Source organism: Pedococcus sp. P2_E2, assembly GCF_056403955.1.
Genome location: NZ_JBFUEM010000004.1, coordinates 20,282 through 41,268 on the forward strand (window position 1 = coordinate 20,282; position 20,987 = coordinate 41,268).

Annotated in this window: 23 protein-coding genes and 1 pseudogene; 11 read left to right on the forward strand and 13 right to left on the reverse strand. The window is 71.2% G+C overall.

Going from position 1 to position 20,987, the window contains the following annotated elements:
* Positions 1 to 11 precede the first annotated feature (11 nt).
* The 3 genes and pseudogenes from AC1DWR_RS09885 to AC1DWR_RS09895 all read left to right on the forward strand — a co-directional run bounded on the left by AC1DWR_RS09885 (position 12) and on the right by AC1DWR_RS09895 (position 3,407).
* Entirely contained in the window at positions 12 to 299 is a 288-nt protein-coding gene (locus AC1DWR_RS09885) for a GNAT family N-acetyltransferase (protein WP_477615033.1), read from the forward strand.
* A gap of 153 nt (positions 300 to 452) precedes the next feature.
* Positions 453 to 2,940: pseudogene (gene secA, locus AC1DWR_RS09890) on the forward strand (preprotein translocase subunit SecA); the annotation flags it as partial.
* A 68-nt stretch (positions 2,941 to 3,008) separates the two neighbouring features.
* A complete protein-coding gene (locus AC1DWR_RS09895) occupies positions 3,009 to 3,407 on the forward strand; it encodes an SEC-C metal-binding domain-containing protein (protein WP_477624416.1) in 399 nt (132 codons plus the stop codon).
* Between the two features lie 104 nt (positions 3,408 to 3,511).
* Here the strand turns inward: AC1DWR_RS09895 and AC1DWR_RS09900 are convergent, their stop codons facing one another.
* Positions 3,512 to 4,063, reverse strand: coding sequence for an Rv3235 family protein (locus AC1DWR_RS09900; RefSeq protein WP_477624342.1), 552 nt, complete (start codon positions 4,061 to 4,063; stop codon positions 3,512 to 3,514).
* Entirely contained in the window at positions 4,060 to 4,857 is a 798-nt protein-coding gene (locus AC1DWR_RS09905; protein WP_477624343.1) for a LysM peptidoglycan-binding domain-containing protein, read from the reverse strand. The genes AC1DWR_RS09900 and AC1DWR_RS09905 overlap by 4 nt, the downstream gene beginning before the upstream one ends.
* A 167-nt stretch (positions 4,858 to 5,024) precedes the next feature.
* On the opposite strand from AC1DWR_RS09905, the gene AC1DWR_RS09910 reads away from it, so the two are divergent.
* Entirely contained in the window at positions 5,025 to 5,591 is a 567-nt protein-coding gene (locus AC1DWR_RS09910) for a hypothetical protein (RefSeq protein WP_477624344.1), read from the forward strand.
* Between the two features lie 57 nt (positions 5,592 to 5,648).
* On the opposite strand, the gene AC1DWR_RS09915 is transcribed toward AC1DWR_RS09910, so the two are convergent.
* Complete coding sequence (locus tag AC1DWR_RS09915; protein WP_477615037.1) at positions 5,649 to 5,873, reverse strand: helix-turn-helix domain-containing protein; 225 nt, start codon at positions 5,871 to 5,873, stop codon at positions 5,649 to 5,651.
* A gap of 261 nt (positions 5,874 to 6,134) precedes the next feature.
* Between AC1DWR_RS09915 and AC1DWR_RS09920 the strand changes: the two genes are divergently transcribed.
* The gene (locus tag AC1DWR_RS09920) at positions 6,135 to 6,809 is read left to right on the forward strand and encodes a hypothetical protein (RefSeq protein WP_477615038.1); all 675 of its coding nucleotides are present in this window, start codon (positions 6,135 to 6,137) and stop codon (positions 6,807 to 6,809) included.
* Positions 6,806 to 8,050: a CpaE/TadZ family protein gene (locus tag AC1DWR_RS09925; RefSeq protein WP_477624345.1), complete on the forward strand. Its 1,245-nt coding sequence runs from the start codon at positions 6,806 to 6,808 to the stop codon at positions 8,048 to 8,050. Before AC1DWR_RS09920 ends, AC1DWR_RS09925 begins: the two co-directional genes overlap by 4 nt.
* Positions 8,051 to 8,052: 2 nt before the next feature.
* Here AC1DWR_RS09925 and AC1DWR_RS09930 read toward each other — a convergent pair whose 3' ends face one another.
* A complete protein-coding gene (locus AC1DWR_RS09930; RefSeq protein WP_477624346.1) occupies positions 8,053 to 9,378 on the reverse strand; it encodes a hypothetical protein in 1,326 nt (441 codons plus the stop codon).
* The gene (locus AC1DWR_RS09935; protein WP_477624417.1) at positions 9,375 to 9,809 is read right to left on the reverse strand and encodes a cupredoxin domain-containing protein; all 435 of its coding nucleotides are present in this window, start codon (positions 9,807 to 9,809) and stop codon (positions 9,375 to 9,377) included. The genes AC1DWR_RS09930 and AC1DWR_RS09935 overlap by 4 nt, the downstream gene beginning before the upstream one ends.
* Before the next feature lie 49 nt (positions 9,810 to 9,858).
* On the opposite strand from AC1DWR_RS09935, the gene AC1DWR_RS09940 reads away from it, so the two are divergent.
* From AC1DWR_RS09940 to AC1DWR_RS09955, 4 genes are all read left to right on the forward strand, one after another.
* Positions 9,859 to 11,283 (forward strand): WS/DGAT/MGAT family O-acyltransferase, encoded by a 1,425-nt coding sequence (locus AC1DWR_RS09940; RefSeq protein WP_477615041.1) that lies wholly within the window; start codon positions 9,859 to 9,861, stop codon positions 11,281 to 11,283.
* Complete coding sequence (locus AC1DWR_RS09945) at positions 11,280 to 12,299, forward strand: patatin-like phospholipase family protein (RefSeq protein WP_477615042.1); 1,020 nt, start codon at positions 11,280 to 11,282, stop codon at positions 12,297 to 12,299. Before AC1DWR_RS09940 ends, AC1DWR_RS09945 begins: the two co-directional genes overlap by 4 nt.
* Before the next feature lie 7 nt (positions 12,300 to 12,306).
* Complete coding sequence (locus AC1DWR_RS09950) at positions 12,307 to 12,729, forward strand: DUF6912 family protein (protein WP_477615043.1); 423 nt, start codon at positions 12,307 to 12,309, stop codon at positions 12,727 to 12,729.
* Positions 12,730 to 12,863: 134 nt separating this feature from the next.
* Complete coding sequence (locus tag AC1DWR_RS09955; RefSeq protein ID WP_477615044.1) at positions 12,864 to 14,288, forward strand: peptide ligase PGM1-related protein; 1,425 nt, start codon at positions 12,864 to 12,866, stop codon at positions 14,286 to 14,288.
* A gap of 35 nt (positions 14,289 to 14,323) precedes the next feature.
* On the opposite strand, the gene AC1DWR_RS09960 is transcribed toward AC1DWR_RS09955, so the two are convergent.
* The gene (locus AC1DWR_RS09960; protein WP_477624347.1) at positions 14,324 to 15,139 is read right to left on the reverse strand and encodes an alpha/beta fold hydrolase; all 816 of its coding nucleotides are present in this window, start codon (positions 15,137 to 15,139) and stop codon (positions 14,324 to 14,326) included.
* A 96-nt stretch (positions 15,140 to 15,235) separates the two neighbouring features.
* On the opposite strand from AC1DWR_RS09960, the gene pruA reads away from it, so the two are divergent.
* Positions 15,236 to 16,864: an L-glutamate gamma-semialdehyde dehydrogenase gene (pruA, locus tag AC1DWR_RS09965; protein ID WP_477615046.1), complete on the forward strand. Its 1,629-nt coding sequence runs from the start codon at positions 15,236 to 15,238 to the stop codon at positions 16,862 to 16,864.
* Positions 16,865 to 16,952: 88 nt separating this feature from the next.
* Here pruA and AC1DWR_RS09970 read toward each other — a convergent pair whose 3' ends face one another.
* From AC1DWR_RS09970 to AC1DWR_RS10000, 7 genes are all read right to left on the reverse strand, one after another.
* Positions 16,953 to 17,444 carry a DUF2505 domain-containing protein gene (locus AC1DWR_RS09970; protein WP_477615047.1) on the reverse strand — a complete coding sequence of 164 codons (492 nt, stop codon included), beginning with the start codon at positions 17,442 to 17,444 and terminating at the stop codon, positions 16,953 to 16,955.
* Between the two features lie 66 nt (positions 17,445 to 17,510).
* A complete protein-coding gene (locus AC1DWR_RS09975; RefSeq protein WP_477624348.1) occupies positions 17,511 to 18,410 on the reverse strand; it encodes a 5-oxoprolinase subunit C family protein in 900 nt (299 codons plus the stop codon).
* Positions 18,407 to 19,087, reverse strand: a complete 681-nt coding sequence (locus AC1DWR_RS09980; protein WP_477615049.1) for a 5-oxoprolinase subunit B family protein — start codon at positions 19,085 to 19,087, stop codon at positions 18,407 to 18,409. The genes AC1DWR_RS09975 and AC1DWR_RS09980 overlap by 4 nt, the downstream gene beginning before the upstream one ends.
* A gap of 6 nt (positions 19,088 to 19,093) precedes the next feature.
* Positions 19,094 to 19,864, reverse strand: a complete 771-nt coding sequence (locus tag AC1DWR_RS09985; RefSeq protein WP_477624349.1) for a LamB/YcsF family protein — start codon at positions 19,862 to 19,864, stop codon at positions 19,094 to 19,096.
* Positions 19,861 to 20,397 (reverse strand): hypothetical protein, encoded by a 537-nt coding sequence (locus tag AC1DWR_RS09990; protein WP_477624350.1) that lies wholly within the window; start codon positions 20,395 to 20,397, stop codon positions 19,861 to 19,863. The genes AC1DWR_RS09985 and AC1DWR_RS09990 overlap by 4 nt, the downstream gene beginning before the upstream one ends.
* A complete protein-coding gene (locus AC1DWR_RS09995; RefSeq protein WP_477615052.1) occupies positions 20,394 to 20,702 on the reverse strand; it encodes a hypothetical protein in 309 nt (102 codons plus the stop codon). The genes AC1DWR_RS09990 and AC1DWR_RS09995 overlap by 4 nt, the downstream gene beginning before the upstream one ends.
* 98 nt (positions 20,703 to 20,800) lie before the next feature.
* Positions 20,801 to 20,959, reverse strand: a complete 159-nt coding sequence (locus AC1DWR_RS10000) for a DUF6131 family protein (RefSeq protein WP_170212756.1) — start codon at positions 20,957 to 20,959, stop codon at positions 20,801 to 20,803.
* Between the last annotated feature and the right edge of the window lie 28 nt (positions 20,960 to 20,987).

Genomic DNA, 20,987 nt, shown 5'->3' on the forward strand with positions numbered 1-20,987 from the left:
TGGCTGGGGCCATGACGGACGCCGTGATCACGGACAACCCCTCCAAGCACCGCTACGAAGCCCACATCGACGGCGTGCTCGCGGGCTTTGCGGCCTACCGGTTCAAGCGCGACCACATCGTCTTCACCCACACCGAGGTGGACGACGCGTTCGCCGGGGAGGGCGTCGGCGCGGCGCTGGCGAAGGGAGCGCTCGACGACGTCCGCGCCAGGGCGGAGCACGACGTCGTGGCGCTCTGCCCGTTCATCTCCGCCTGGATCGCCCGCCACCCCGACTACCAGGACCTCGTGGCGCCCTAGCGGGCCGGTCGGAACCGCGGAGGGGCCCGGCACGTTCGGCCCTGGGGAGCGTTCCCCAGCCCGCGCGTCCACGTCGTCGCGTCGACTCGACTAGCCTAGGTCGGGCCGTTGCCACCCGGATGTCCACGGCTGCGAAACTTCAGGAGATATTGCGTGTCCAAGATCGTCGAAAAGCTGCTGCGTGCCGGTGAGGGCCGCATCCTCAAGAAGCTCCACGGGATCGCCGCCCAGGTGAACTCGATCGAGGAGGACTTCGCCGCCCTCACCGATGCCGAGCTGCGGGCGGAGACCGACGTCTTCCGCAAGCGCCTCGCCGATGGCGAGACGCTCGACGACCTGCTGCCCGAGGCCTTCGCCGCGGTCCGTGAGGCGTCCAAGCGCACCCTCGGCAAGCGCCACTTCGACGTGCAGCTGATGGGTGGCGCCGCGCTCCACCTCGGCAACGTCGCGGAGATGAAGACCGGTGAGGGCAAGACCCTGGTCGCCACCCTGCCGTCCTACCTCAACGCCCTCGAGGGCAAGGGCGTGCACGTCGTCACGGTCAACGACTACCTCGCCGAGTACCAGTCCGAGCTGATGGGCCGCGTGCACCGCATGCTGGGGCTGGAGACCGGCGTCATCCTCGCGTCGATGACGCCGGAGGAGCGTCGCGTCGAGTACGCCAAGGACATCACCTACGGCACCAACAACGAGTTCGGCTTCGACTACCTGCGCGACAACATGGCCTGGTCGGTCGACGAGCTCGTGCAGCGCGGCCACAACTTCGCGATCGTCGACGAGGTCGACTCGATCCTCATCGACGAGGCCCGCACGCCGCTCATCATCAGCGGCCCGGCCGACGCGGCGACCAAGTGGTACACGGAGTTCTCCAAGATCGCCCAGCGGCTGACCCGTGGCGAGCTCGAGTCCGGCGAGGGCGACTACGAGGTCGACGAGAAGAAGAAGACCGTCGGGGTCCTCGAGGCCGGCATCGCCAAGGTCGAGGACTACCTCGGCATCGACAACCTCTACGAGTCCGTCAACACCCCGCTCATCGGCTACCTCAACAACGCCATCAAGGCCAAGGAGCTGTTCAAGCGGGACAAGGACTACGTCAACATGAACGGCGAGATCCTCATCGTCGACGAGCACACCGGCCGCATGCTCGCCGGGCGTCGCTACAACGAGGGGATGCACCAGGCGATCGAGGCGAAGGAGGGCGTCGAGATCCAGAACGAGAACCAGACGCTCGCCACGATCACCCTGCAGAACTACTTCCGCATGTACGACACCCTCTCGGGCATGACCGGCACCGCCCAGACCGAGGCCGCCGAGCTCAACTCGATCTACAAGCTGGGTGTCGTCCCGATCCCGACCAACCGCCCGATGGTCCGCAAGGACCAGGCCGACCTCGTCTACCGCACCGAGGAGGCCAAGTTCTCGGCCGTCGTGGGCGACATCGCCGAGCGGTATGCCGAGGGGCAGCCGGTGCTCGTGGGTACCGTCTCGGTCGAGAAGAGCGAGTACCTCTCCGATCAGCTGCGCCGCAAGGGCGTCCCCCACGAGGTGCTCAACGCCAAGCAGCACGAGCGCGAGGCCGCCATCGTGGCCCAGGCCGGCCGCAAGGGCGCCGTCACCGTCGCCACCAACATGGCCGGTCGAGGCACCGACATCATGCTCGGCGGCAACCCCGAGTTCATGGCGGTCGCCACCCTCAAGCAGCAGGGGCTCGACCCGGTCGAGACGCCGGAGGAGTACGAAGCCGCCTGGGACGAGGCACTGGCCAAGGCCGAGGAGGCCGTCAAGGCCGAGCACGACGAGGTCACCGGCCTCGGTGGGCTCTACGTCCTCGGCACCGAGCGTCACGAGTCGCGTCGCATCGACAACCAGCTCCGTGGTCGCTCCGGCCGCCAGGGCGACCCCGGCGAGTCGCGGTTCTACCTGTCCCTGCAGGACGACCTCATGCGCCTGTTCAACGCCGCCATGGTCGACCGGTTCATGACCACGGCCAAGATGGAGGACGACGTCCCGATCGAGTCCAAGATGGTCAGCCGCTCGATCCAGAGCGCGCAGGGCCAGGTCGAGGGCCGCAACTTCGAGATCCGCAAGAACGTCCTCAAGTACGACGACGTCCTCAACCGCCAGCGCACCGTCATCTACGACGAGCGGCGCCGCGTGCTCGAGGGCGAGGACCTGCACGAGCAGATCCGCCACTTCATCAACGACGTCGTCGGTGGGTACGTCGATGCCGAGACGGCCGAAGGCTTCGCCGACGACTGGGACCTCGACCGCCTGTGGACCGCGCTCAAGACCCTCTACCCGGTGTCGGTGACGCCACAGGACGTCATCGAGGCGGCGGACGGCTCGCTGACCCCCGACAGCCTGCGCGAGGTCATCACCTCCGACGCCCACCACGCCTACGACGAGCGCGAGGCGCAGCTCGGCGAGGAGGTCATGCGTGAGGTGGAGCGACGAGTCGTCCTGTCCGTGCTCGACCGCAAGTGGCGCGAGCACCTCTACGAGATGGACTACCTCCAGGAGGGCATCGGCCTGAGGGCGATGGCCCAGCGCGACCCGCTGGTCGAGTACCAGCGCGAGGGCTTCCAGCTGTTCGAGGCGATGAACGAGTCGATCAAGGAGGAGTCGGTCGGCTACCTGTTCAACGTGCAGGTCGACGTGGACCAGCCGCAGGCCGAGGCGCCGGCGGTCCAGCCGGTCAGCGTCTCCGAGATGCTGGCGGGTTCGGGGCTGTCCTCGGCTGCGCCGCAGGACGACACGGCCCCGCCCGCCACGACGGCTGCCGGCACCCGCGCCAGTGCCTCGTCCGACGGTGCCTCGTCCGATGGGGAAACCGCGGACAGCGTGGAGCGCGTGGGCTCAACCGTCGGTGCGGTCGACCATGCGGTCGACAAGCACCCGACGTTCCGGGCCAAGGGCCTCGAGCAGCCTGAGCGTCGCCCGCAACAGCTGCAGTACTCCGCGCCCAGCGAGACCGGTGACGTCGAGCACCGAGCGGTGGGCTCGGTCGGCGACACGCTCACCGCGGAGCAGCTCAAGGGTGTCTCCCGCAACGGCCCGTGCCCCTGCGGTTCGGGCAAGAAGTTCAAGATGTGCCACGGGAAGTCCTGACGCGACGCTGATCGCGAGGCCCGGCACCCCTGGCCACCGAGATCGGGTGTCGGGCTCGCGGGCGCTCGGGAAGCGGACGATCGGCCAGAAGTCGGTGGTGCGCGTCAGCCGACCTGGAGGGCCTCGACCCGCCACCGACCGTCGAGGCCGACGAGCCGGAACGCCAGCGCACGCACCCGGCCGCCGTCCACCACGACGGCGCTCGCCTCGGCGACCCCGTCCGCAGGCTCGCAGACCCTCACCCCGCGCACGACGGTGCGTCGCGTCGACGCAGCCCCGCGCCGAGCCGAGACGGCGGCGCGCCGGGCCACTGCGGCATACACCTCGGGGGTCGTCCAGCGGAGCACCTGTGGTGCGGGGCGGGCCCCGGCCATGACTTCCACGAGCCCCTGGGCGATGTGGCCGGCCCACTCGCGGGGATCGGGCAGGTCGTCCCGGCGGGTGGGTCGCTCCCCGAAGAGCTGGTCGTCGGTCAGGCTGTCGAAGTCGATCGCCAGGGCGTCCTGGACGTAGCTGTGCGACCCCAGGTCGTCGGGCACCCACGACTCGGTCTCGGACAGCACTGGCGGTCGGGTGCGCGGCGCCGGCACGATGCGCAGGGGCGTGAGTCGCCCGACAGGTGGTCGACCTGCCGTTGTGCTGGTCGCCCCGGTCATCGCCCGGCTCCGGACTGCTCGCTGGCTGAGGCTGCGGCCGGGTTCGGGGGCCGCAGGATCTGGCCCGGCAGGATCAGGTCGGGGTCGTCGCCGATCACCGTGCGGTTGGCGTGGTGCCAAGCCGGCCACGCGTCCGCGACCTCCGCGTCGGAGGCGTTCGGCCCGAGCTGGCGGCGGACGATGTCCCACAACGTGTCGCCGCGGTGGACGACGACTTCAGCCGCCGGGTGCGAGTCGACGCTTCCCGTCACCAGGCTCAAGGCGGGTTGGGGTCGCTGGAGGGGCCGAGAGGGAGTCCACCCCGGCGCCGGAGCGGGGGAGGTGGCCACGGCTCGAGCCGGAGCCGGGGCCGGGGCCGGGGTGGTCGAATGAGCTGAGGAGGTGGCCGTGAAGGCGGGGGCCAGGGTGGCCCGGGCTGCGTGCGGTGCAGTCGAGCCATCAGCGATGGCGGCCACCGGCGTCAGGGAGGCTCCCACGACAGCGCCCACGACCGCGGCGGCGAGCCGTCGGGAGACGGCCGGCGCCCAGGCGGCGGCGCACCGGTCGGCTGCGTCGCCGAGCTTGCCCGGCAGGTGCGCCAGCACCGCGGCGCCAGTGCTGACGGCCAGCCAGGCGCCCAGTACTGTCGCCGCCGTCAGGACCACGAGCGTCAGTGCCTCGGGGAGGCTGGCAGGCCCCGGTGCGACCACGACCCGCCATTGCGCGCCGACGGAGAGGAACAGCAGGACGTCGACGAATCCGAGCACCCCCAGTGCTGTCATCGTGCCCAGTGCGATGCGGATACCGCGGCTCATGATCCCCCCGGGAGTGCGTTTACCTGCGTTTGCGTTGGTTGAACCATAACTAAGTGCACTTGCAGATGGCAAGGGGGTGCCGCGCTAGAGTCGGTCGGCACCCGGGTCTCGCCCTCGGGCGAGTCCCAGGGGAACAGCGGCGAGAACAGGCACGAGGGGGACACACAATGCGTTGGGACGCCCTGTTCGCGGATCTGGCTGCCCAGTGGGAGGCAGAGTCCAGGCGAGAGCTGGACGCCGAGGTGGCCGACCGGACCCGGCGCGAGCGCGCGTCGGTGGGCCTCTACGAGCGGCTGGCAGCGGCGGGGGCCGACCCGGTGACGGTGTCGCTGCGCAGCGGCGCCGTCGCGCGGGGTCGCGTCAGCGATGTGGGCAACGGGTGGCTCCTGCTCGCGGCCGAGGCGAGCGTGCCACAGGCGGGGCCGTCCGCTGGTCCGGCGCTCATCCCGTTCGCGGCCGTGACGGCGGTGGCCGGGCTGTCGGCGCGCGTCGCAGGGACTGCCACTGGGCGCAGGTTCGGGTTGGGTTACGCCCTGCGCGGGCTGAGCCGGGACCGTTCGGTCGTGCTCCTGACGGACCTCACGGGCGCCGTCGTCGCCGGTACGATCGACGCGGTCGGCCTGGACGTGCTCGAGCTGAGCGAACACGCCGCGGACCTGCCGAGGCGTGCCGAGAACGTCACGGGGCGCCGACTCGTCCCCTTCTCCGCCGTGGTCCTGCTGCGCCCTGCGTAGGCCTGACCTCCACGACCCCCATCCCCCCGGACGGCGGCCTGCGCAGGGCGCAACGACTCAGTCCTGACCCTGGCCGAAGGGGTGCGCCGCGACGAAGGTCTTCGTCTCGCTGTACATCCGCTGGATGTACCCCTCGAGCTCGGCGACCTCGACGCGCCACTGACCGCGGCCGCCGACCTTGATGGCCGGCAGTTCGCCGGATCGGACCAGGGCGTAGGCCTGGGCGGATGAGATATCGAGCACTTCCGAGACCTCAGCCAGCTGAATGAAGCGCTTAGCCACGTCAATCCCCTCTACTTTCCGCCAGCCGACTTGACTGGATGCAGACGTTCTCTTGACCGAATTTTTACCATGTTCTTGTGGCTGCGTCTGGTCGATGAGCAGATTCTGGCATCTATAGCCGTTTGGGGGAGTTGGCCTGCCGACCATGTGGATGACCCGCGAACCTGTGGATTCACCCGGCGCTGGACCACCTCGTGCGTCATGATGTCCCGGCGGGTGCGGCCGACGTGGCTGGAAAAGGCTGATCGAGGGGACATCGCCATGACCGACCTGCCCATGCCGACGGCTGCAAGGCTCCAGAAACCGCGCTGGCGAGACACCCGGCTCGTGGTGGGCCTGCTGCTGGTGCTCGCGTCGGCGGCCCTCGGCTCGTTCGTGGTCGCCCATGCCGACGACCGCACTGCCGTGTATGCCGCGCGCGGGCCGCTGGTGCCCGGGCAGCACCTGGGTGAGGACAACCTCACCCGGGTCGACGTGCGGCTGGGTTCCGAGCTGTCGCGCTACCTGCAGGCCACGGCGGAGCCGGCGCCCGACCGGTACGTGCTGCGTGAGGTCGGCGCCGGCGAGCTCGTTCCCGCCGCGGCGGTGGGGGGCAGGGACCAGGTCGGCGTCCAGCCGCTGACCCTCTCGGTCGACGGCGGCGCTGCGGCGGCGCTGCGTGTCGGCTCCCGGGTCGACGTCTACGTCAACCCGGTCGATGCGGGCGCGGCCCCGGGGGGCAAGGCCTTCGCCGGGCCCGCGCTGGCCCTCGAAGGTGTGTCGGTCTCGAGCCTGCCCAAGACGAGTGGGGGCCTGGGAGGCGGCGCATCCGGCGATCGTCCCATCCAGGTGATGGCTCCCACCGCGCAGATCAAGGAGCTCATCGCAGCGGTCGACCTCGGCGCGCGCATCACGGTCGTCCCCGTCGCGGGGACGTCGCTGCGGGTCGACCAGTGACCCGTTCGGTCATCGCCGCGCTCAACGGCGCGTGGGAGTCCGAGCTGGTGACGGCCCTCGAAGCCACTGCCGGCTACACGATGGCAAGACGCTGCGCCGACCTGCCCGACCTCCTGGCCGCGGCGGCTGCCGGGTTCGGCCAGGTCGCGCTCGTCTCGGCCGACCTGCGTGCCCTCGACCGGCCGGCGCTGCACGAGCTCGCCAGCCATGGTGTCGACGTGGCAGGGGTTGTCGCCCCCGGCGACGACCAGGGGGAGCGACGGCTCCGCCAGCTCGGTCTGACCGTGGTGCTCAGGGCCGACCAGGCCAGTCACGAGATCGACGACGTCCTCGACTCCCTCGACCTCCCGGGCGCACTCGATGCCGGTGAGGTTGTCTCGGTGGTCCTCGGGGACGACCCGGAGGCGGCCGGGCCGATCGTGGCGGCCAAGGTCATCGCCGTCTGGGGACCCACGGGCGCCCCGGGTCGCAGCACTGTCGCGCTCAACCTCGCGGCGGAGCTGGCTCGCAGCGCGTCCACCCTCCTCGTCGACTGCGACACCTACGGCTCGTCGGTCGCGCAGTCCCTCGGCCTCCTCGACGAAGCTCCTGGGGTGGCGGCCGCGGCGCGAGCGGCTGACCAGGGCGCCCTCGACCTCGCAGCACTGGCTCGTATCGCTCCGGTGGTGTTTCCTGGCCTGCGGGTGCTGACCGGCATACCTCGCGCCGAGCGCTGGACCGAGCTGCGGGCGCCGTCGGTGGCGCACGTGCTCACCGTCGCACGGCAGCTGAGCCAGTTCGTCGTGATCGACTGCGGCTTTGCGATCGAGGACGACGAAGAGCTCTCCTACGACACCCTCGCCCCCCGACGCAACGCCGCCACCCTCACCGCTCTCGGGTGCGCCGACGAGCTCGTCGTGGTCGGTTCGGCGGATCCGGTGGGCCTGCAACGACTGGTCCGGGCCGTCCAGGACCTCGCGGCCGTGCCGTCGCCGCCCCCGCGAGTGGTCGTCAACAGGGTGCGTGCCTCGGCAGTCGGCACCCGCCCCGAGCGGCGGATCGCCGAGGCCCTCGGCCGGTTCGCCGGCATGGACGGCCTCACCTACCTGCCCTGGGACCAGGACAGCCTCGACGGAGCCATGTTCGCCGGGGCGTCGCTGGCCGAGTTCGCCCCCCAGAGCGAGCTGCGCCACGCGATCGCGTCGCTGACCACCGCGTATGCCGGGTCCGCACCCGAGCGCCGGCGCCGCCGGCGCCGCTGACCTCAGGAGCTGAACAGCAGGGTGAGACCCCCGACGGTGTAGCCGACCATCAGCACGAGCAGGGGTACCTGGCCCAGCACGGCGGCCCGGCGGGGAAACAACGAGACGGCCCGCTCGTGGGCGGCGACGACGCCCAGCACGTGGCCGGTGATGATGGCGACGACCTGGATTCCGGCCACGAGCCCGGGCGCGATCAGCGACGCCGACGGGGTCACGCCCGCAGTTCCGAGCCAGTTCGCGCCGGTCCCCAAGGGGTCTGACATCTTGGCGAGGCCGTTGGTGCCCTCCCAGACCCACAGCGACCAGTAGTGCGCGACGAGGTACCCGGCCGCGATCGGGATGAGCGAAGGCGCGAAGGCCGAGGCCACCCCACGCACGCTGACTCCGGCGAGCCGCGCGGAGAGGACGGCCGCGACATACAGGGTGGCGGCGACGACGAGGCTGAACGTGACCAGTGCGCCGGTCTCCCACACCCTCGCCGGGAGGCTGGAGGACTGGACGAAGGTGTACCAGCGGGTCTCTCCCGAGAAGCCGTCGTAGGCGGTCGTCCCGAGCATCACCGAGCAGACCGCCAGCAGACCTGGCGCGGCGCCGAGCTCGAGGGGGCCGTGCAACGGGGTGCGCAGCACCCATCGACGGTCGGCCCGCCGCCCGAGCGGGCTGAGGGTGCCGTAGAGGGAGGACCACGCGGTGAAGGGGTCGCCGCGACGCAGGTAGGGAGCACCGAACGCCATCGCCAGCACCAGGCTCAGGACGAGGTAGCCGAGGATCGCCACCCGCAGCACGGGAAGGTCCGCGTTGTTCGGCGCGATCAGCTCCAGCCAGGCGAAGGCGAGCAGTCCCGTTGCCGCAGGCCAGTACCCGAGCCGGTACTCGGCGAGCGCGAAGTCCGGCTCGATCCGCAACAGGGCCAGGATCCCGCGGTGCAGCCACCGCACGGGGTTGACGAGGCGCCAGATGCCGCCGAAGACCATCGAGATGAAGGCCAGCCCCACCCACAGCCAGACGTAGACGACCGACGGCACCGGGTTGTTCGCGTTGTCCTTGCCCAGGCTGAGTGCCACGAGCGCCCAGCCGGTGATCGCCAGGGACGCGATGACGAACAGTCCGCGCACCGCCGCGCTGTCGAGGGCCAGGGCGAGCATCATCGGCAGCAGTCGGCCGTCCTCGGGCCGCAGCCTGGGTTGTTTCCACAAGGCGCCGAGCGCCACGAACGAGACGACGAGCGCCAGACCCGCGCCGATCAGCAGGAGGGTGAACGGCAGCGGAAGGTCCTCGCGTGACCCGACCCCGTGGGCCGGCAGCGCGGCGAGTGCTGCCAGGGTCACTTGACGGCGATCTTCAGGAGGCGCAGCTCGGGGTGGTGGGTCTCGACGTCGTAGACGCCTGGCTGGGCTCCGGTGACGGTCACGGAGAGCGGCTTCCCGGCGACCAGGTCCTTCTCGATCTCGAACCCGTGGAGGTGCAGCTGGTCGGCGTGGTCGCTGGTCACGGTCAGCGTGAGCGACTGGCCGACGCCGAGGTCGACCGTGGTCGGGGGTGGCGACACCTTGTTGCCCGTCACCGTGATGTCGATCGTGCGAGCGGCGGTGCTCGATTCGCTGGACGTGCTCGAGGACGACGTGCTCGAGGACGACGAGCTCGACGACGAGCTGCTCGTCGTGCCCACGACCGGGTCGTCGCCGGCCCCACCGCAGGCGGTGAGGGATGCGGCGATGGCCAGCCCGGCGGCATACGAAATGGGCCGGCGCAGAGTCATCTTCGTCACGAACCCGAGTCTAAACAGCGCCATCTGACACGATGAGCGGGTGCCTGACCGCCTGAACTCCCTCGACGCGTCGTTCCTCTACCTCGAGGAGGCGACCACGCCGATGCACGTGGGTTCGGTCATGGTGTTCGACCCGCCGAGCGACGGGTTCGACTACGACCGGCTCGTGCAGCTCATCTCGACGCGGATCGCGTTCGTGCCGCGCTACCGCCAGCGGATCCGCCAGGTCCCCGGGCGGCTCGCCAACCCGGTGTGGGTCGACGACGAGAACTTCGACGTGACCTACCACGTGCGCCGCTCGGCGCTCCCGAAGCCGGGCAACGACGAGCAGCTCCAGGAGTTCGTCGCCCGCATCCAGCCACGGGCCCTCGACCGCAGCAGGCCGCTCTGGGAGGTCTACCTCGTCGAGGGGCTGGACGAGGGCCGCTTCGCCATCGTCACCAAGTCGCACCAGGCCCTCGTCGACGGCATCAACGCGGTGGACATCGCGCACGTCATCGTCGACGGCGACCCGGCGGCCGAGGGGCTGGTCACCGACACCTGGCGCCCGTCGCGTGAGCCCAGCGACATCGAGCTGCTCACCGGCGCCCTCGTCGATGCGGTGCGTCGTCCGAGCGAGGTCGTCGAGAACATCCGCGGCGGCATCGTCGACGTCAAGGCCGTGGGCACTCGCGCCCTTACTGCCGCAGGCGATGTCGTGGCGACGCTGGCTCGCACCGCCGCCAGGCCGGCGCCGCACTCACCGCTCAACGCCTCCGTGGGCGAGGCGCGTCGCTACGTGATGATCGGCACCGACCTCGAGGACTACCGCAAGGTTCGCAGTCGGCTGGCGCGCGGCAACTACGCCGACGACGTCGCCATCAACGACGTGGTGCTCGCGACCATCTCGGGCGCCTTCCGCACCTGGCTGCTGACCCGGGGCGAGTCCGTCCACTCGGGCACGACGGTCCGGGCGATGGTGCCGGTCAGCGTCTACGACGCGGACGCACGACACCTCGGCAGCCGCCTCACGGCCTGCTTCGTCGACCTTCCCGTGGGCGAGCCGGGTCCGTCCATGCGGCTGCACCAGATCGCGTTCGCGATGCGTCAGCAGATGGAGGGCGGCCAGGCGGTCGGTGCCGAATCGCTTGCAGGACTGGCAGGATTCGCGCCCCCAACCCTCCACTCGCTCGGCGCACGCCTTGGCTCCGCCATGTCGCGACGCCTGTTCAACGTCGTCATCACCAACGTCCCCGGACCCCAGCACACCTTGTATGCCGGTGACGCGCGGATGTTGTCCACCTATCCCGTGATGCCGCTCGCCAAGGGTCAGGCGCTGTCGATCGGGCTGACGTCCTATGACGGCGGGGTCTACTACGGCCTCAACGCCGACCGCGACTCGATGCCCGACATCGACGTGCTCGGGCAGAGCATCGTCGACTCCCTCGGTGAGCTGCTCGACAGCCACCGGTCCAAGGCGCGATGACCAGCTCCCGCCCAGGCGCCGCGCGTTCCGGCAGCAAGGGTCCGCGCCGAGGGCTGGTGCTCGGTGGCGGTGGCGTGCTCGGTGCCGCCTGGATGGTCGGCGCGCTCAAGGCCCTCGAGGACGAGCTCGGCGTCGACGCGCGCGAGTTCGACGAGTTCGTGGGCACGTCGGCCGGTTCGGTGCTCGCCGGTCTCCTCGCCTCCGGTGTCTCGGTCTCGGACCTGCTCGTGCACCAGCTCGAGGGTGCCATCGGCCTGGGCCCCCTGGCGGGATACTCCTGGGACTACGAGAAGGACACCGGTGGGGACCGTCCCGGCCTGCCCAAGGTGGGTTTCGGATCGCGAGAGCTGTTGCGGCGCAACGCCCTCAACCTGCGGCACCTGCCGCCCACGGCGGTCCTGTCGGCCATCCTCCCCGAGGGTCGCGGCAGCATCGAGGCGGTCGGCGCCCTCGTCGGCCACGTCGTGCCGCGCGGATGGCCCAAGCGGTCCGGACTCACGGTCGTCGCCCTCGACTTCGACACGGGGGAGCGGGTGGCGTTCGGTCGGGCGGGTTCTCCGGTGGTGGACCTCTCGGCAGCGGTGATGGCGTCGTGCGCCATCCCGGGCTGGTACCAGCCGGTGCGGATCGGAGAGCACCGGTACATCGACGGCGGTGCCTGGTCGTCCACCAACCTCGACCTGATGACCGGCCTCGGGCTGGACGAGGTCTACGTCCTCGCGCCGCAGGTCAGCTTCGTCCGCGACGCGCCGACCCACTGGCGCACGCGGGTGGAGCGCCAGTGGCGCAACCGGGTGACGCTGCGGGTGCTGCGCGAGCTGGCCAAGGTCCACGGCGACGGTGCCGAGGTGACGGTGCTCGGTCCCGGCGAGGAGGACCTCGAGGCGTTCGGCTCCAACCTGATGGACGTCAGCCGCCGCCCCAGGGTCATCGCCACGTCCCTGCGCACCTCCGCCGTCGCGCTGCACGACCCTGCCCCCCTGCCCGACCGGTCCGCCTTCGAAGATGTTGGATGAGAGAACAATGACGCAGACCCGGATCTACGTGCCGCTCCTCCCCGACGCCTTGCGTCGGCTCGCCGCCGAGCGGCAGATCGGGCCCGCGCCGGTCGCCGCCTTCGGCGTCACCGAACGCGTCGAACGTGCCGACCCGACCGGCCTCGAGGAGGAGTGGGAGTATGCCGCGCTGACCGAGGCCGTCGAGGCCGCGGCCGGGCTCCAGGGCACCAGTGTCGCCAAGCGGGTGGTGGCCGCCGCCGACGTCGACCCGGGGTCGGTGTCGACCGACGGTGCTCGAGAGGGCCTGGGGGCGGTGACGGTGTCGACCCCGGTGCCGCTGTCGCGGATCGTGTCCTTCCACCTCGACGAGACTGCTGGCGACCAGGGCATGGAGGACCTCCTCTGGTACGACGCCACCGAGCTCGACGAGGTGCTTCGCCTCCTCTGACGGGGTCGGCACGGCTGGGCGGATACGGAAAACGCTGGTTCCACGGGCCGTCCGACCACCCCGATGCTCGTGGCAGGGAGTCGGGAGGCGATGTTTTGGGCGACGCGGAGCGCCAGTCCAGGCTGTCCGAAGCCATGGCCGCAAACCTCGCAGGCTCGACGATCCCGCACGTCGTCGTGATCCTCCCCGCCTTCAGCCTGGCCGACAGCCTCCTGGCGCACTACGCGACCCGCCTCGGCGCCTACGAGCACCGCTACCTGCTCACCGCCCTGATGATCCCCAGGATTCCCGGCTGCGAGCTGGTGTTCGTGACTTGTCAGGCCCCGGAGCCCGAGGTCCTCGAGTACTACGACCGCCTCGGGTCGCCTGACCGCCCGGGGGGCATGCTCGAGCGGCTGCACGTCGTCACCGTCAACGACCACACTGCGCGCGGCGTGTCGGCCAAGCTGCTCGACCGGCCGGACGTCATGCAGCAGCTGCGCCGGCTGACCGAGGACCGACTCACCGTGATCGAGCCCTGGAACGTCACCGACACCGAGCTCGAGGTGGCGCGGGCGATCGGGGCGCCGATCAACGGCACCGATCCAGGGCTGTGGCCGCTGGGCTTCAAGAGTGCCGGGCGCAGGCTCTTCCACGAGGTCGGCGTGCCCACGCCGGCCGGCATCGAGGACGTCCACGACGTGGCAGGCGTTGCCCGGGCGGTCGCGGAGATCCGCCGGACCAGACCCGAGCTCTCGTCCGTGGTCGTCAAGCACGACAACAGCGGAGCAGGTGACGGCAACGTCGTGGTCGCCGTCCGTGACGCGTCCGGCCACGCCATCGAACCCGCCGATCTCGTCGTCGCGCTCGAGCAGTCCCTCCCGCCGTGGTACCTCGCCGACCTCGACGCCGGTGCAGTGGTCGAGGAGCTGCTGGTGGGTCGTCGCGTGCAGAGCCCCAGCGCCCAGGTGGACGTCCTGCCGGACGGCTCCGTGCGCGTGGTGTCGACCCACGAGCAGATTCTCGGTGGCGACAACGGTCAGGTCTACTCGGGCTGCCGCTTCCCGGCGGACCCCGCCTACGCCGCGCGGCTCGGCGAGTACGCCGTGGCCGTGGGTAGGTGGCTGGCCGACCGGGGAGCCCGTGGTCGGCTCGGCATCGACTTCCTCGCGGTGCGGCGCCGGGGCCAGTGGGACGTGCATGCGCTGGAGGTCAACCTGCGCAAGGGCGGCACCACACACCCGTTCGCCGCCCTGCGCCACCTGGCGCCGGGGACCTACGACGCCGCGACCGGGACCTACGACCTGCACGATGGGACCGGCCGGCGATGCTACCGCTCCTCGGACGGGTTCATGGACCCGTCGTGGACCAGCCTCAGGCCGAGACAGGTCATCGACGCGGTCGCCGCTGCGGGCCTGGAGTTCGACCCGGTCCGACGAGTCGGTGTCGTCCTGCACATGCTCAGCTGCCTGCGCGTCGACGGCAGGCTGGGGGTGACAGCCATCGCCGCCGATCCCGGCGAGGTCGAGCGCCTCTATGGGGCGACCGAGCAGGTCGTGTCGTCCCTCGTGAAAGCCTGACGCGTCCTCCGAACAACGGGGGATCGGGCCGACGCTCAGAACTGGTCGGCGAGCCAGGGGTCGACCAGCGCGTGGAAGGCGTCCGGCACGTCCCGGCGGACGCAGTGGTCGGCGTCCAGCACCTCGATCCGCACGTGCGGGTTGCCGATCGCCTTCGCACGCAGTCTGATCGGCTCAGGCAGCAACGTCGAACGCTCGCCGATGACGACCAATGTCGGCACCTCGATCGCAGCGACGAACTCCTCCCACGGCCGCGTGAAGGAGGCGACTCCGAGGCCCAGGAAGTCGAGGTCGACCTCGGTCTTGGCCTGCGCCCACGGGGCGAACTCCTCCTCGGGCCAGGTGGGGTTGTCCTCCCGACCCTGGGCGAGCTGGCCCTGGGGGTCGTCGACGAAGGCCCGACAGTCTGCGATCCGCTCGGCGACGACAGACGGGCCCTGCACCCGGAGCTCAGGGTCGCGCCAGGCGGGCTCCTCGAGGACTGCGGCCCGCACGAGGTCGGGGCGGCGAGCGGTCAGGGCTGTCGCGATACCGCCACCCATCGAGTGCGCCACGAGGGCCACGGGACCACTGGCCGAGGCGAGGTGCTCCAGCGTCGCGAGCGCGGCGGCATACATGTGCTCGATCGAGTCCTCGGAGGCGCGCTGCTCCGGCGTGAAGCGTGGGGAGCGGCCGTGGCCGAGCAGGTCCAGCCCGACGACGCGGTAGCTGGGTGACCAGCGGCGCACGGCATCGGGCCAGCAGTCGGCGGAGTCGCCCAGCCCGTGCAGCAGCACGATCGTCGGGGTGGCTGGGTCGGCGGATCCGGACCAGCGGTAGGCGAGGTCGGCGGCGTCGAGGGCGGGCGGCATACGTGACACCATAGGTGGGCGCTGCGCTGCCCCAGAGAGCTGTTTGGACTGCAGCCGCGCCCGAGCCACCGAAGCGACCCCGAGGAGCCTGCCCACATGGATGCCGTCACCCAGGTGCCCGTCCCCGTCAACGAAACCGTCCTGGACTACGCGCCGGGCAGCCCCGAGCGCGCCTCGCTCGAGGTCGCCCTCGCAGAGCTGGGCAGCGCGAGCATCGACCTGCCGCACACCATCGCCGGCAAGCGGGTCATGGGGGCGGGCAAGAAGATCGAGGTGCGGCAGCCGCACGCCCGGCGCAAGGTCCTCGGCACGATGCGCAACGCCACGGTCGGCGACGCCCAGTCGGCGGTCGACGCGGCGAAGGCGGCGGCCCCCGGGTGGCGCGCCCTGTCCTTCGACGACCGGGCGGCGATCCTGCTCAAGGCCGCCGAGCTGCTGTCCGGACCGTGGCGGGCCCACCTCAACGCCGCGACGATGCTCGGACAGTCCAAGACGGCCTACCAGGCGGAGATCGACGCGGCCTGCGAGCTCATCGACTTCTGGCGGATCAACGTGCACTTCGCGCGCCAGATCCTCGCCGAGCAGCCTCCGCTGAACTCCAAGGGCATCTGGAACCGCACCGACCACCGGCCGCTCGAGGGCTTCGTCTACGCGATCACGCCGTTCAACTTCACGGCCATCGCGGGCAACCTCCCCACCGCACCGGCCCTCATGGGCAACACCGTCGTGTGGAAGCCGAGCCCGACCCAGCAGTTCGCCGCCAACCTGACGATGGCGCTGCTCGAGGCAGCGGGCATGCCGCCCGGGGTCATCAACATGGTCACCGGCGACGGCCTCAACGTCTCGAAGGTCGCGCTGGCGGACCGTGATCTCGCCGGCATCCACTTCACCGGTTCGACCCCGACGTTCCAGCACCTGTGGCAGGAGGTCGGCGCCAACCTGCCGAACTACCGCACCTACCCGCGCCTGGTGGGCGAGACCGGAGGCAAAGACTTCATCCTCGCGCACCCGTCGGCCGACCCGGATGTGTTGCGGACAGCCATGATTCGCGGTTCGTTCGAGTACCAGGGCCAGAAGTGCTCGGCCGCCTCACGTGCCTATGTGCCCCGGTCGCTGTGGAAGAAGATCAAGGCAGACCTGGTGTCGATCACCAATGGCCTGACCCAGGGCGACGTCACTGACCTGTCCAACTTCATGGGTGCGGTCATCGACGAGCGGGCCTTCGCCAAGCACAGCGCCGCGATCGACCGGGCCCACGCGACTCCCGGCGTGGACGTCGTCGCCGGTGGCACCTACGACGACAGCGAGGGCTGGTTCGTCCGCCCGACCGTCCTGGAGATCGACGACCCCACCGACGAGTCGTTCCGGACCGAGTACTTCGGCCCGATCCTGTCGGTGCACGTCTACCCGGACCGCCAGTACGACAAGGTGCTCGACCAGATGGAGAGCTTCGCGCCGTTCGGCCTGACTGGCTCGATCATCGCCCAGGACCGCATGGTCATCGCCGACGCCACGCACCGGTTGCGCTTCGCCGCGGGCAACTTCTACGTCAACGACAAGCCAACGGGTGCCGTCGTCGGGCAGCAGCCGTTCGGTGGCGGACGCGCGTCGGGCACCAACGACAAGGCCGGCGCGGCCCAGAACCTCCTGCGGTGGACGAGCGCGCGCTCGATCAAGGAGACCTTCAACCCGCCCACGCAGCACGCCTACCCGCACATGGGCTGAGGACTCGCCAACACACGGAAGGGCTTGGAACCGTTGTGGTTCCAAGCCCTTCCGTATGCCGCGCGCGGACACGCGGCGTTCCTCACCGCTAGCGGGCGAGCCATTCCTGCGCGGTCGTCGCCTCGATGTCGATGGCCTCCTCGATCGGCGGGGCGGCAGCCTTCTCGATCTTGCCGCCGATGAGCGGGACCTTGGCCTTGAGCTCGGCCTCGAGCTGCTCGACCGTGCCCGCCCCTCCAGGAGCGATCGCCAGCGTCCCCGTGAGGGCGATCGGGGCCCCGGCAACGGCCATGGCGACGGTGCCGCGGCGGCTCCCGTCGGGCCCTGCCGGGCCCCAGTCCTGGGTCTCGGTGACCTTGAGGGTCTCGCCCACCATCGACTTGGCGAAGTCGGGCAAGCCGTCGCTCGGCAGGATGCGCATGGTCGTGATGACGGTGTGGTCCCCGACGGTCTCGACGCCTGCGGAGTGCTTGATGGCTGCCGTGGCGGCGCACTTCGCCTCCTGGAACTTCACGTCCGACAGGACCGCGAACACCTCCTCCGGGCTGGCGGCGTACTCGATCGACTTGGCGATCTTCATGCGTCTTCTCCTGTCGCGGGTCTGTGCCCGCCGTGCGGCGGACGTCGCGTCGTCAGCGTAGCCACGTCATCGTGAGGACCGCGACGACACCAGCCGCAGACGCACGGGCTGACCGGGGACGAGCTGGGCGGCTGCGTCGGCGGAGCGGGACGTGAGGACTCCGACGACGGGGTATCCACCGGTGACCGGGTGGTCGGCGAGGAACAGGACCGGATGCCCGTCGGCCGGCAGCTGCACGGCTCCGCGGACGACGCCTTCGCTGGGCAGCTCTCGGCCCTCGAACCCGGCCGCACGGCTGAGGGTGGGGCCGTCCAGACGCACCCCGACGCGGTCACTCGCGGCGTGCACGAGCCAGGCGGGTTCGGTGAGCGCGGCGAGGTCGCCGAGCCAGTCGCTCCGGGGTCCCGGTGCCAGGTCGAGCGTCGCGGTGCCGGCGGAGGGCGCAACCACGGGTGCGACGTCGACGAGGGGTTCGCCCACGGGGGACCCGACCGGGAGCTGGTCGCCCTCCCGAAGTGGGACCGGGCCGATGTGGGAAAGCGTGTCGTACGAACGGGATCCGAGGACCGATGACACTGTGATGCCGCCCCGGACGCTGACATAGCTGCGCACGCCAGTGGTCGGGGTCCCGACCGTCAGGACCGAGCCGTCGCGCACGAGGAACGGCGCGGCATACCCGACGGGGGTCCCGTCGACGGTGGCCGGGCCCGGCGCACCGGTGAGGACCATGGTGACGCTGCCGTGCGCCCGCAGGGTGAGCCCGCCGTGGTGGCACTCCAGCGCGGCGCGGTCAGTGGGTTGGCCGAGGAGCCGCGCGCCGAGCGTGAAGGCGCCCAGGTCGGCCGCGCCCGACGGGCCCACGCCGAGCGATGCCAGGCCCGGCCGGCCCAGGTCCTCGACGAGGGTGAGCGGCCCCGGCGCCACCACCTCGAGGCGGGCGTATGCCGGGTGCCCGCCTTCCGTCACCGGTCGCCTCCGGCGTCGACGAACCTGACGAGCAGCCCAGGTCGCAGCAGCGCCGGGGGTTCGCGGTCGAGGTCCCACAGGACCTCGTCGGTGTGGCCGATCAGCTGCCACCCACCGGGGGAGGACCGTGGATAGACCCCGCTGAACTCGCCGGCCAGTCCGACCGCGCCGGCCGGGACCCGGGGCCGAGGGGTGGCTCGCCGCGGGACGTCCAGCCGCGGGTCGCCGTCGACGAGGTAGGCGAAGCCGGGGGCGAACCCGGCGAAGCCCACCCGCCAGGGCCGACCGGTGTGGGCGCTCACGACCTCGTCGGGCGTCAGGCCGGTGAGCCGGGCCACGTCGTCGAGGTCGGGCCCGTCGTAGTGCACCGGGATCTCGACGACGTCGCTGTCGTCGGCGTCGGTCAGCACCGACTCCGACGGCAGCTTCGGGTCCCCGGTCCGCGCCGGGAGGCGGTCCGCTCCGGCCAGGAGGCGGTCGACCTCGGGGCGCACGCCGGCGAGGTCACGGGCCGAGGCCGTGACGAGCAGGAGGGTCCGTGCCCCGACCACGGCGTCGAGCAGACCGGGTGGCCGTTCCCGGACCCACAGGTGGTGGTGCAGTGCGAGCACCTCGTCGAGGGAGTCGAGCTCGACGAGGACCGCGTGCTCGCCGCTCGGCAGCACCCGCCCGTTCACGACGTCCTAGCCGGCGACCGCGACGAACGGCGCCAGCCTCACACCGGCGGCCTCGAGACCGGCGCGGACCGCGGTGGCCATGGACACCGCTCCGGGGCTGTCGCCGTGGACGCAGAGCGAGGCTGCGTCGATCCGCAGCGGCGCTCCATCGGCGGCCTCGACCTCGCCGGTGACGACCAGGCGCACCGCCCGCGCCGCGACCGTGTCGGGGTCGTGCAGCACGGCTCCGTCGCGGCTGCGCGGGACGAGGCTGCCATCGGACAGGTAGGCGCGGTCCGTGAAGGCCTCGGTGACGGTCGGCAGCCCGGCGGCGTCGGCCAGGCCGAGCAGCACCGAGCCGGGCAGCCCCAGAAGCGGCAGCGACGCATCGACCCTGCGCACCGCCTCGACGACGGCGGCGGCCTGGGCCTCGTGGTGGACGAGGGCGTTGTAGAGCGCCCCGTGGGGTTTGACGTAGCGCACGACGGTGCCGGCGGCCAGGCAGATGCCCTGCAGCGCACCGATCTGGTAGATCACGTCGGCCATGAGGTCAGCGGGATCGACGTCGATGAACCGGCGACCGAACCCGGCGAGGTCCCGATAGCCCACCTGCGCCCCGATGACCACGCCGCGTCCGGCGGCCTGTTCACAGACCCGGAGCAGCCCGCGAGGGTCACCGGCGTGGAAGCCGCACGCGACGTTGGCACTCGTGACCACGTCGAGCATCGCCTCGTCGTCGCCGAGGGTCCACCGCCCGAACGACTCCCCGAGGTCTGCGTTGAGGTCGATCGTCGTCATCGGCGCAGCGCTCCGGCGTGGGCGGCGAGCACGCCCTGCGACTCGCGCAGGGTCGTGGCCAGACGTTGGCGGCGCTGCCCGACCATGGCGGCGACCGCGTCGAGCTGGGCCTGCAGCTGCTCGCGATGGGCCTCCTGGCGGGCACTCGTCGTGCCGTCCGCGAGACCGCTGACGCCCCAGGCGGGGACGAGCTCACCGTCGGCGACGCGCAGTCCCGCTGCCTCGGCGCGGTCGATGAGCAGGCGAGCCTGGGCGATGGCTTCGGCGAGGTCGCTCGCATGGGCCTGGAGGGCCGAGCCGATCCCGTCCGTCTCGCGGGCCGCCGCCGCGGCGGCGGCGTCGAGTAGGTCGACGCGACGTCGGGCCGGCACGAGCGCCGCTCGCGGGCGGGCGCCGTCACCAGCCTCGAAGGAGTCCTGGTCGAAGGCGTCGTGGGCCGCTCGGCCGGTGGTGCGCAGCCGCGTGGCCAGCCGCCGCAGGGTGCCGCCGAGCTGGGAGCACGACGCCGGGTCGCCGATGACCGTGCTCGTCACCGGGACACCTCACCGAAGGTGCGGGTCGACGTGCGTGACCCGTCGGCGTCGGACCCCGAGCCACCCACGTTCAGCGCCGCGACCCGCAACACGTCGGCCAGGTCGGATGCCGTCGCGTCGATCTCTCGCAGCAGGTCGGCTGCCTGCTCCACCCAGGCGTCGAGAGCCGACTGCGTCTCACGGTGGCCCACCTCGGGGAACTGCGCGAGAAGCTCCTCCGCACCCTGTCCGGCGCACTCGCGCAACGGCCCCAGGGCCGCGCCGAGGGAGCGGAGACGGTCGGGATCGGCCGGAGCGGGCGGCATACCCATCACTGTAGTGAAGGCATGGCAACGGCCCCCGGAGATACCCACATGCTTGGAAGTGGGCACTCCGGGGGCCGTTCGTCACGAACTGAGTCCGATCAGTACCAGTGCTTCCGGCCACCGATGGCCCGACCGGTGCCACCCAGGACGGCCAGCACCAGCCCGACCACGATGAGGATGGCGCCAATGGTCACGAGGACCTTGAGGCTGGCGACCAAGAGGCCGAGAATCAGCAAGACGATGCCGAGGATGATCACGTGGAGCTCCTTCTGTTCGTGTTATGCA

What these genes read in the sequence shown, in the direction of transcription:
- pruA (WP_477615046.1), top strand. Translation starts at nt 15,236, where the DNA reads ATGGATGCCGTCACCCAGGTGCCCGTCCCCGTCAACGAAACCGTCCTG.
- AC1DWR_RS09945 (WP_477615042.1), top strand. Translation starts at nt 11,280, where the DNA reads ATGACCAGCTCCCGCCCAGGCGCCGCGCGTTCCGGCAGCAAGGGTCCG.
- AC1DWR_RS09955 (WP_477615044.1), top strand. Translation starts at nt 12,864, where the DNA reads ATGGCCGCAAACCTCGCAGGCTCGACGATCCCGCACGTCGTCGTGATC.
- AC1DWR_RS09895 (WP_477624416.1), top strand. Translation starts at nt 3,009, where the DNA reads ATGCTGGCGGGTTCGGGGCTGTCCTCGGCTGCGCCGCAGGACGACACG.
- AC1DWR_RS09970 (WP_477615047.1), bottom strand. Translation starts at nt 17,444, where the DNA reads ATGAAGATCGCCAAGTCGATCGAGTACGCCGCCAGCCCGGAGGAGGTG.
- AC1DWR_RS09935 (WP_477624417.1), bottom strand. Translation starts at nt 9,809, where the DNA reads ATGACTCTGCGCCGGCCCATTTCGTATGCCGCCGGGCTGGCCATCGCC.
- AC1DWR_RS09995 (WP_477615052.1), bottom strand. Translation starts at nt 20,702, where the DNA reads ATGCCGCCCGCTCCGGCCGATCCCGACCGTCTCCGCTCCCTCGGCGCG.
- AC1DWR_RS09985 (WP_477624349.1), bottom strand. Translation starts at nt 19,864, where the DNA reads ATGACGACGATCGACCTCAACGCAGACCTCGGGGAGTCGTTCGGGCGG.
- AC1DWR_RS09900 (WP_477624342.1), bottom strand. Translation starts at nt 4,063, where the DNA reads ATGACCGGGGCGACCAGCACAACGGCAGGTCGACCACCTGTCGGGCGA.
- AC1DWR_RS09905 (WP_477624343.1), bottom strand. Translation starts at nt 4,857, where the DNA reads ATGAGCCGCGGTATCCGCATCGCACTGGGCACGATGACAGCACTGGGG.
- AC1DWR_RS09960 (WP_477624347.1), bottom strand. Translation starts at nt 15,139, where the DNA reads ATGCCGCCCGCCCTCGACGCCGCCGACCTCGCCTACCGCTGGTCCGGA.
- AC1DWR_RS09910 (WP_477624344.1), top strand. Translation starts at nt 5,025, where the DNA reads ATGCGTTGGGACGCCCTGTTCGCGGATCTGGCTGCCCAGTGGGAGGCA.
- AC1DWR_RS09950 (WP_477615043.1), top strand. Translation starts at nt 12,307, where the DNA reads ATGACGCAGACCCGGATCTACGTGCCGCTCCTCCCCGACGCCTTGCGT.
- AC1DWR_RS09885 (WP_477615033.1), top strand. Translation starts at nt 12, where the DNA reads ATGACGGACGCCGTGATCACGGACAACCCCTCCAAGCACCGCTACGAA.
- AC1DWR_RS09920 (WP_477615038.1), top strand. Translation starts at nt 6,135, where the DNA reads ATGACCGACCTGCCCATGCCGACGGCTGCAAGGCTCCAGAAACCGCGC.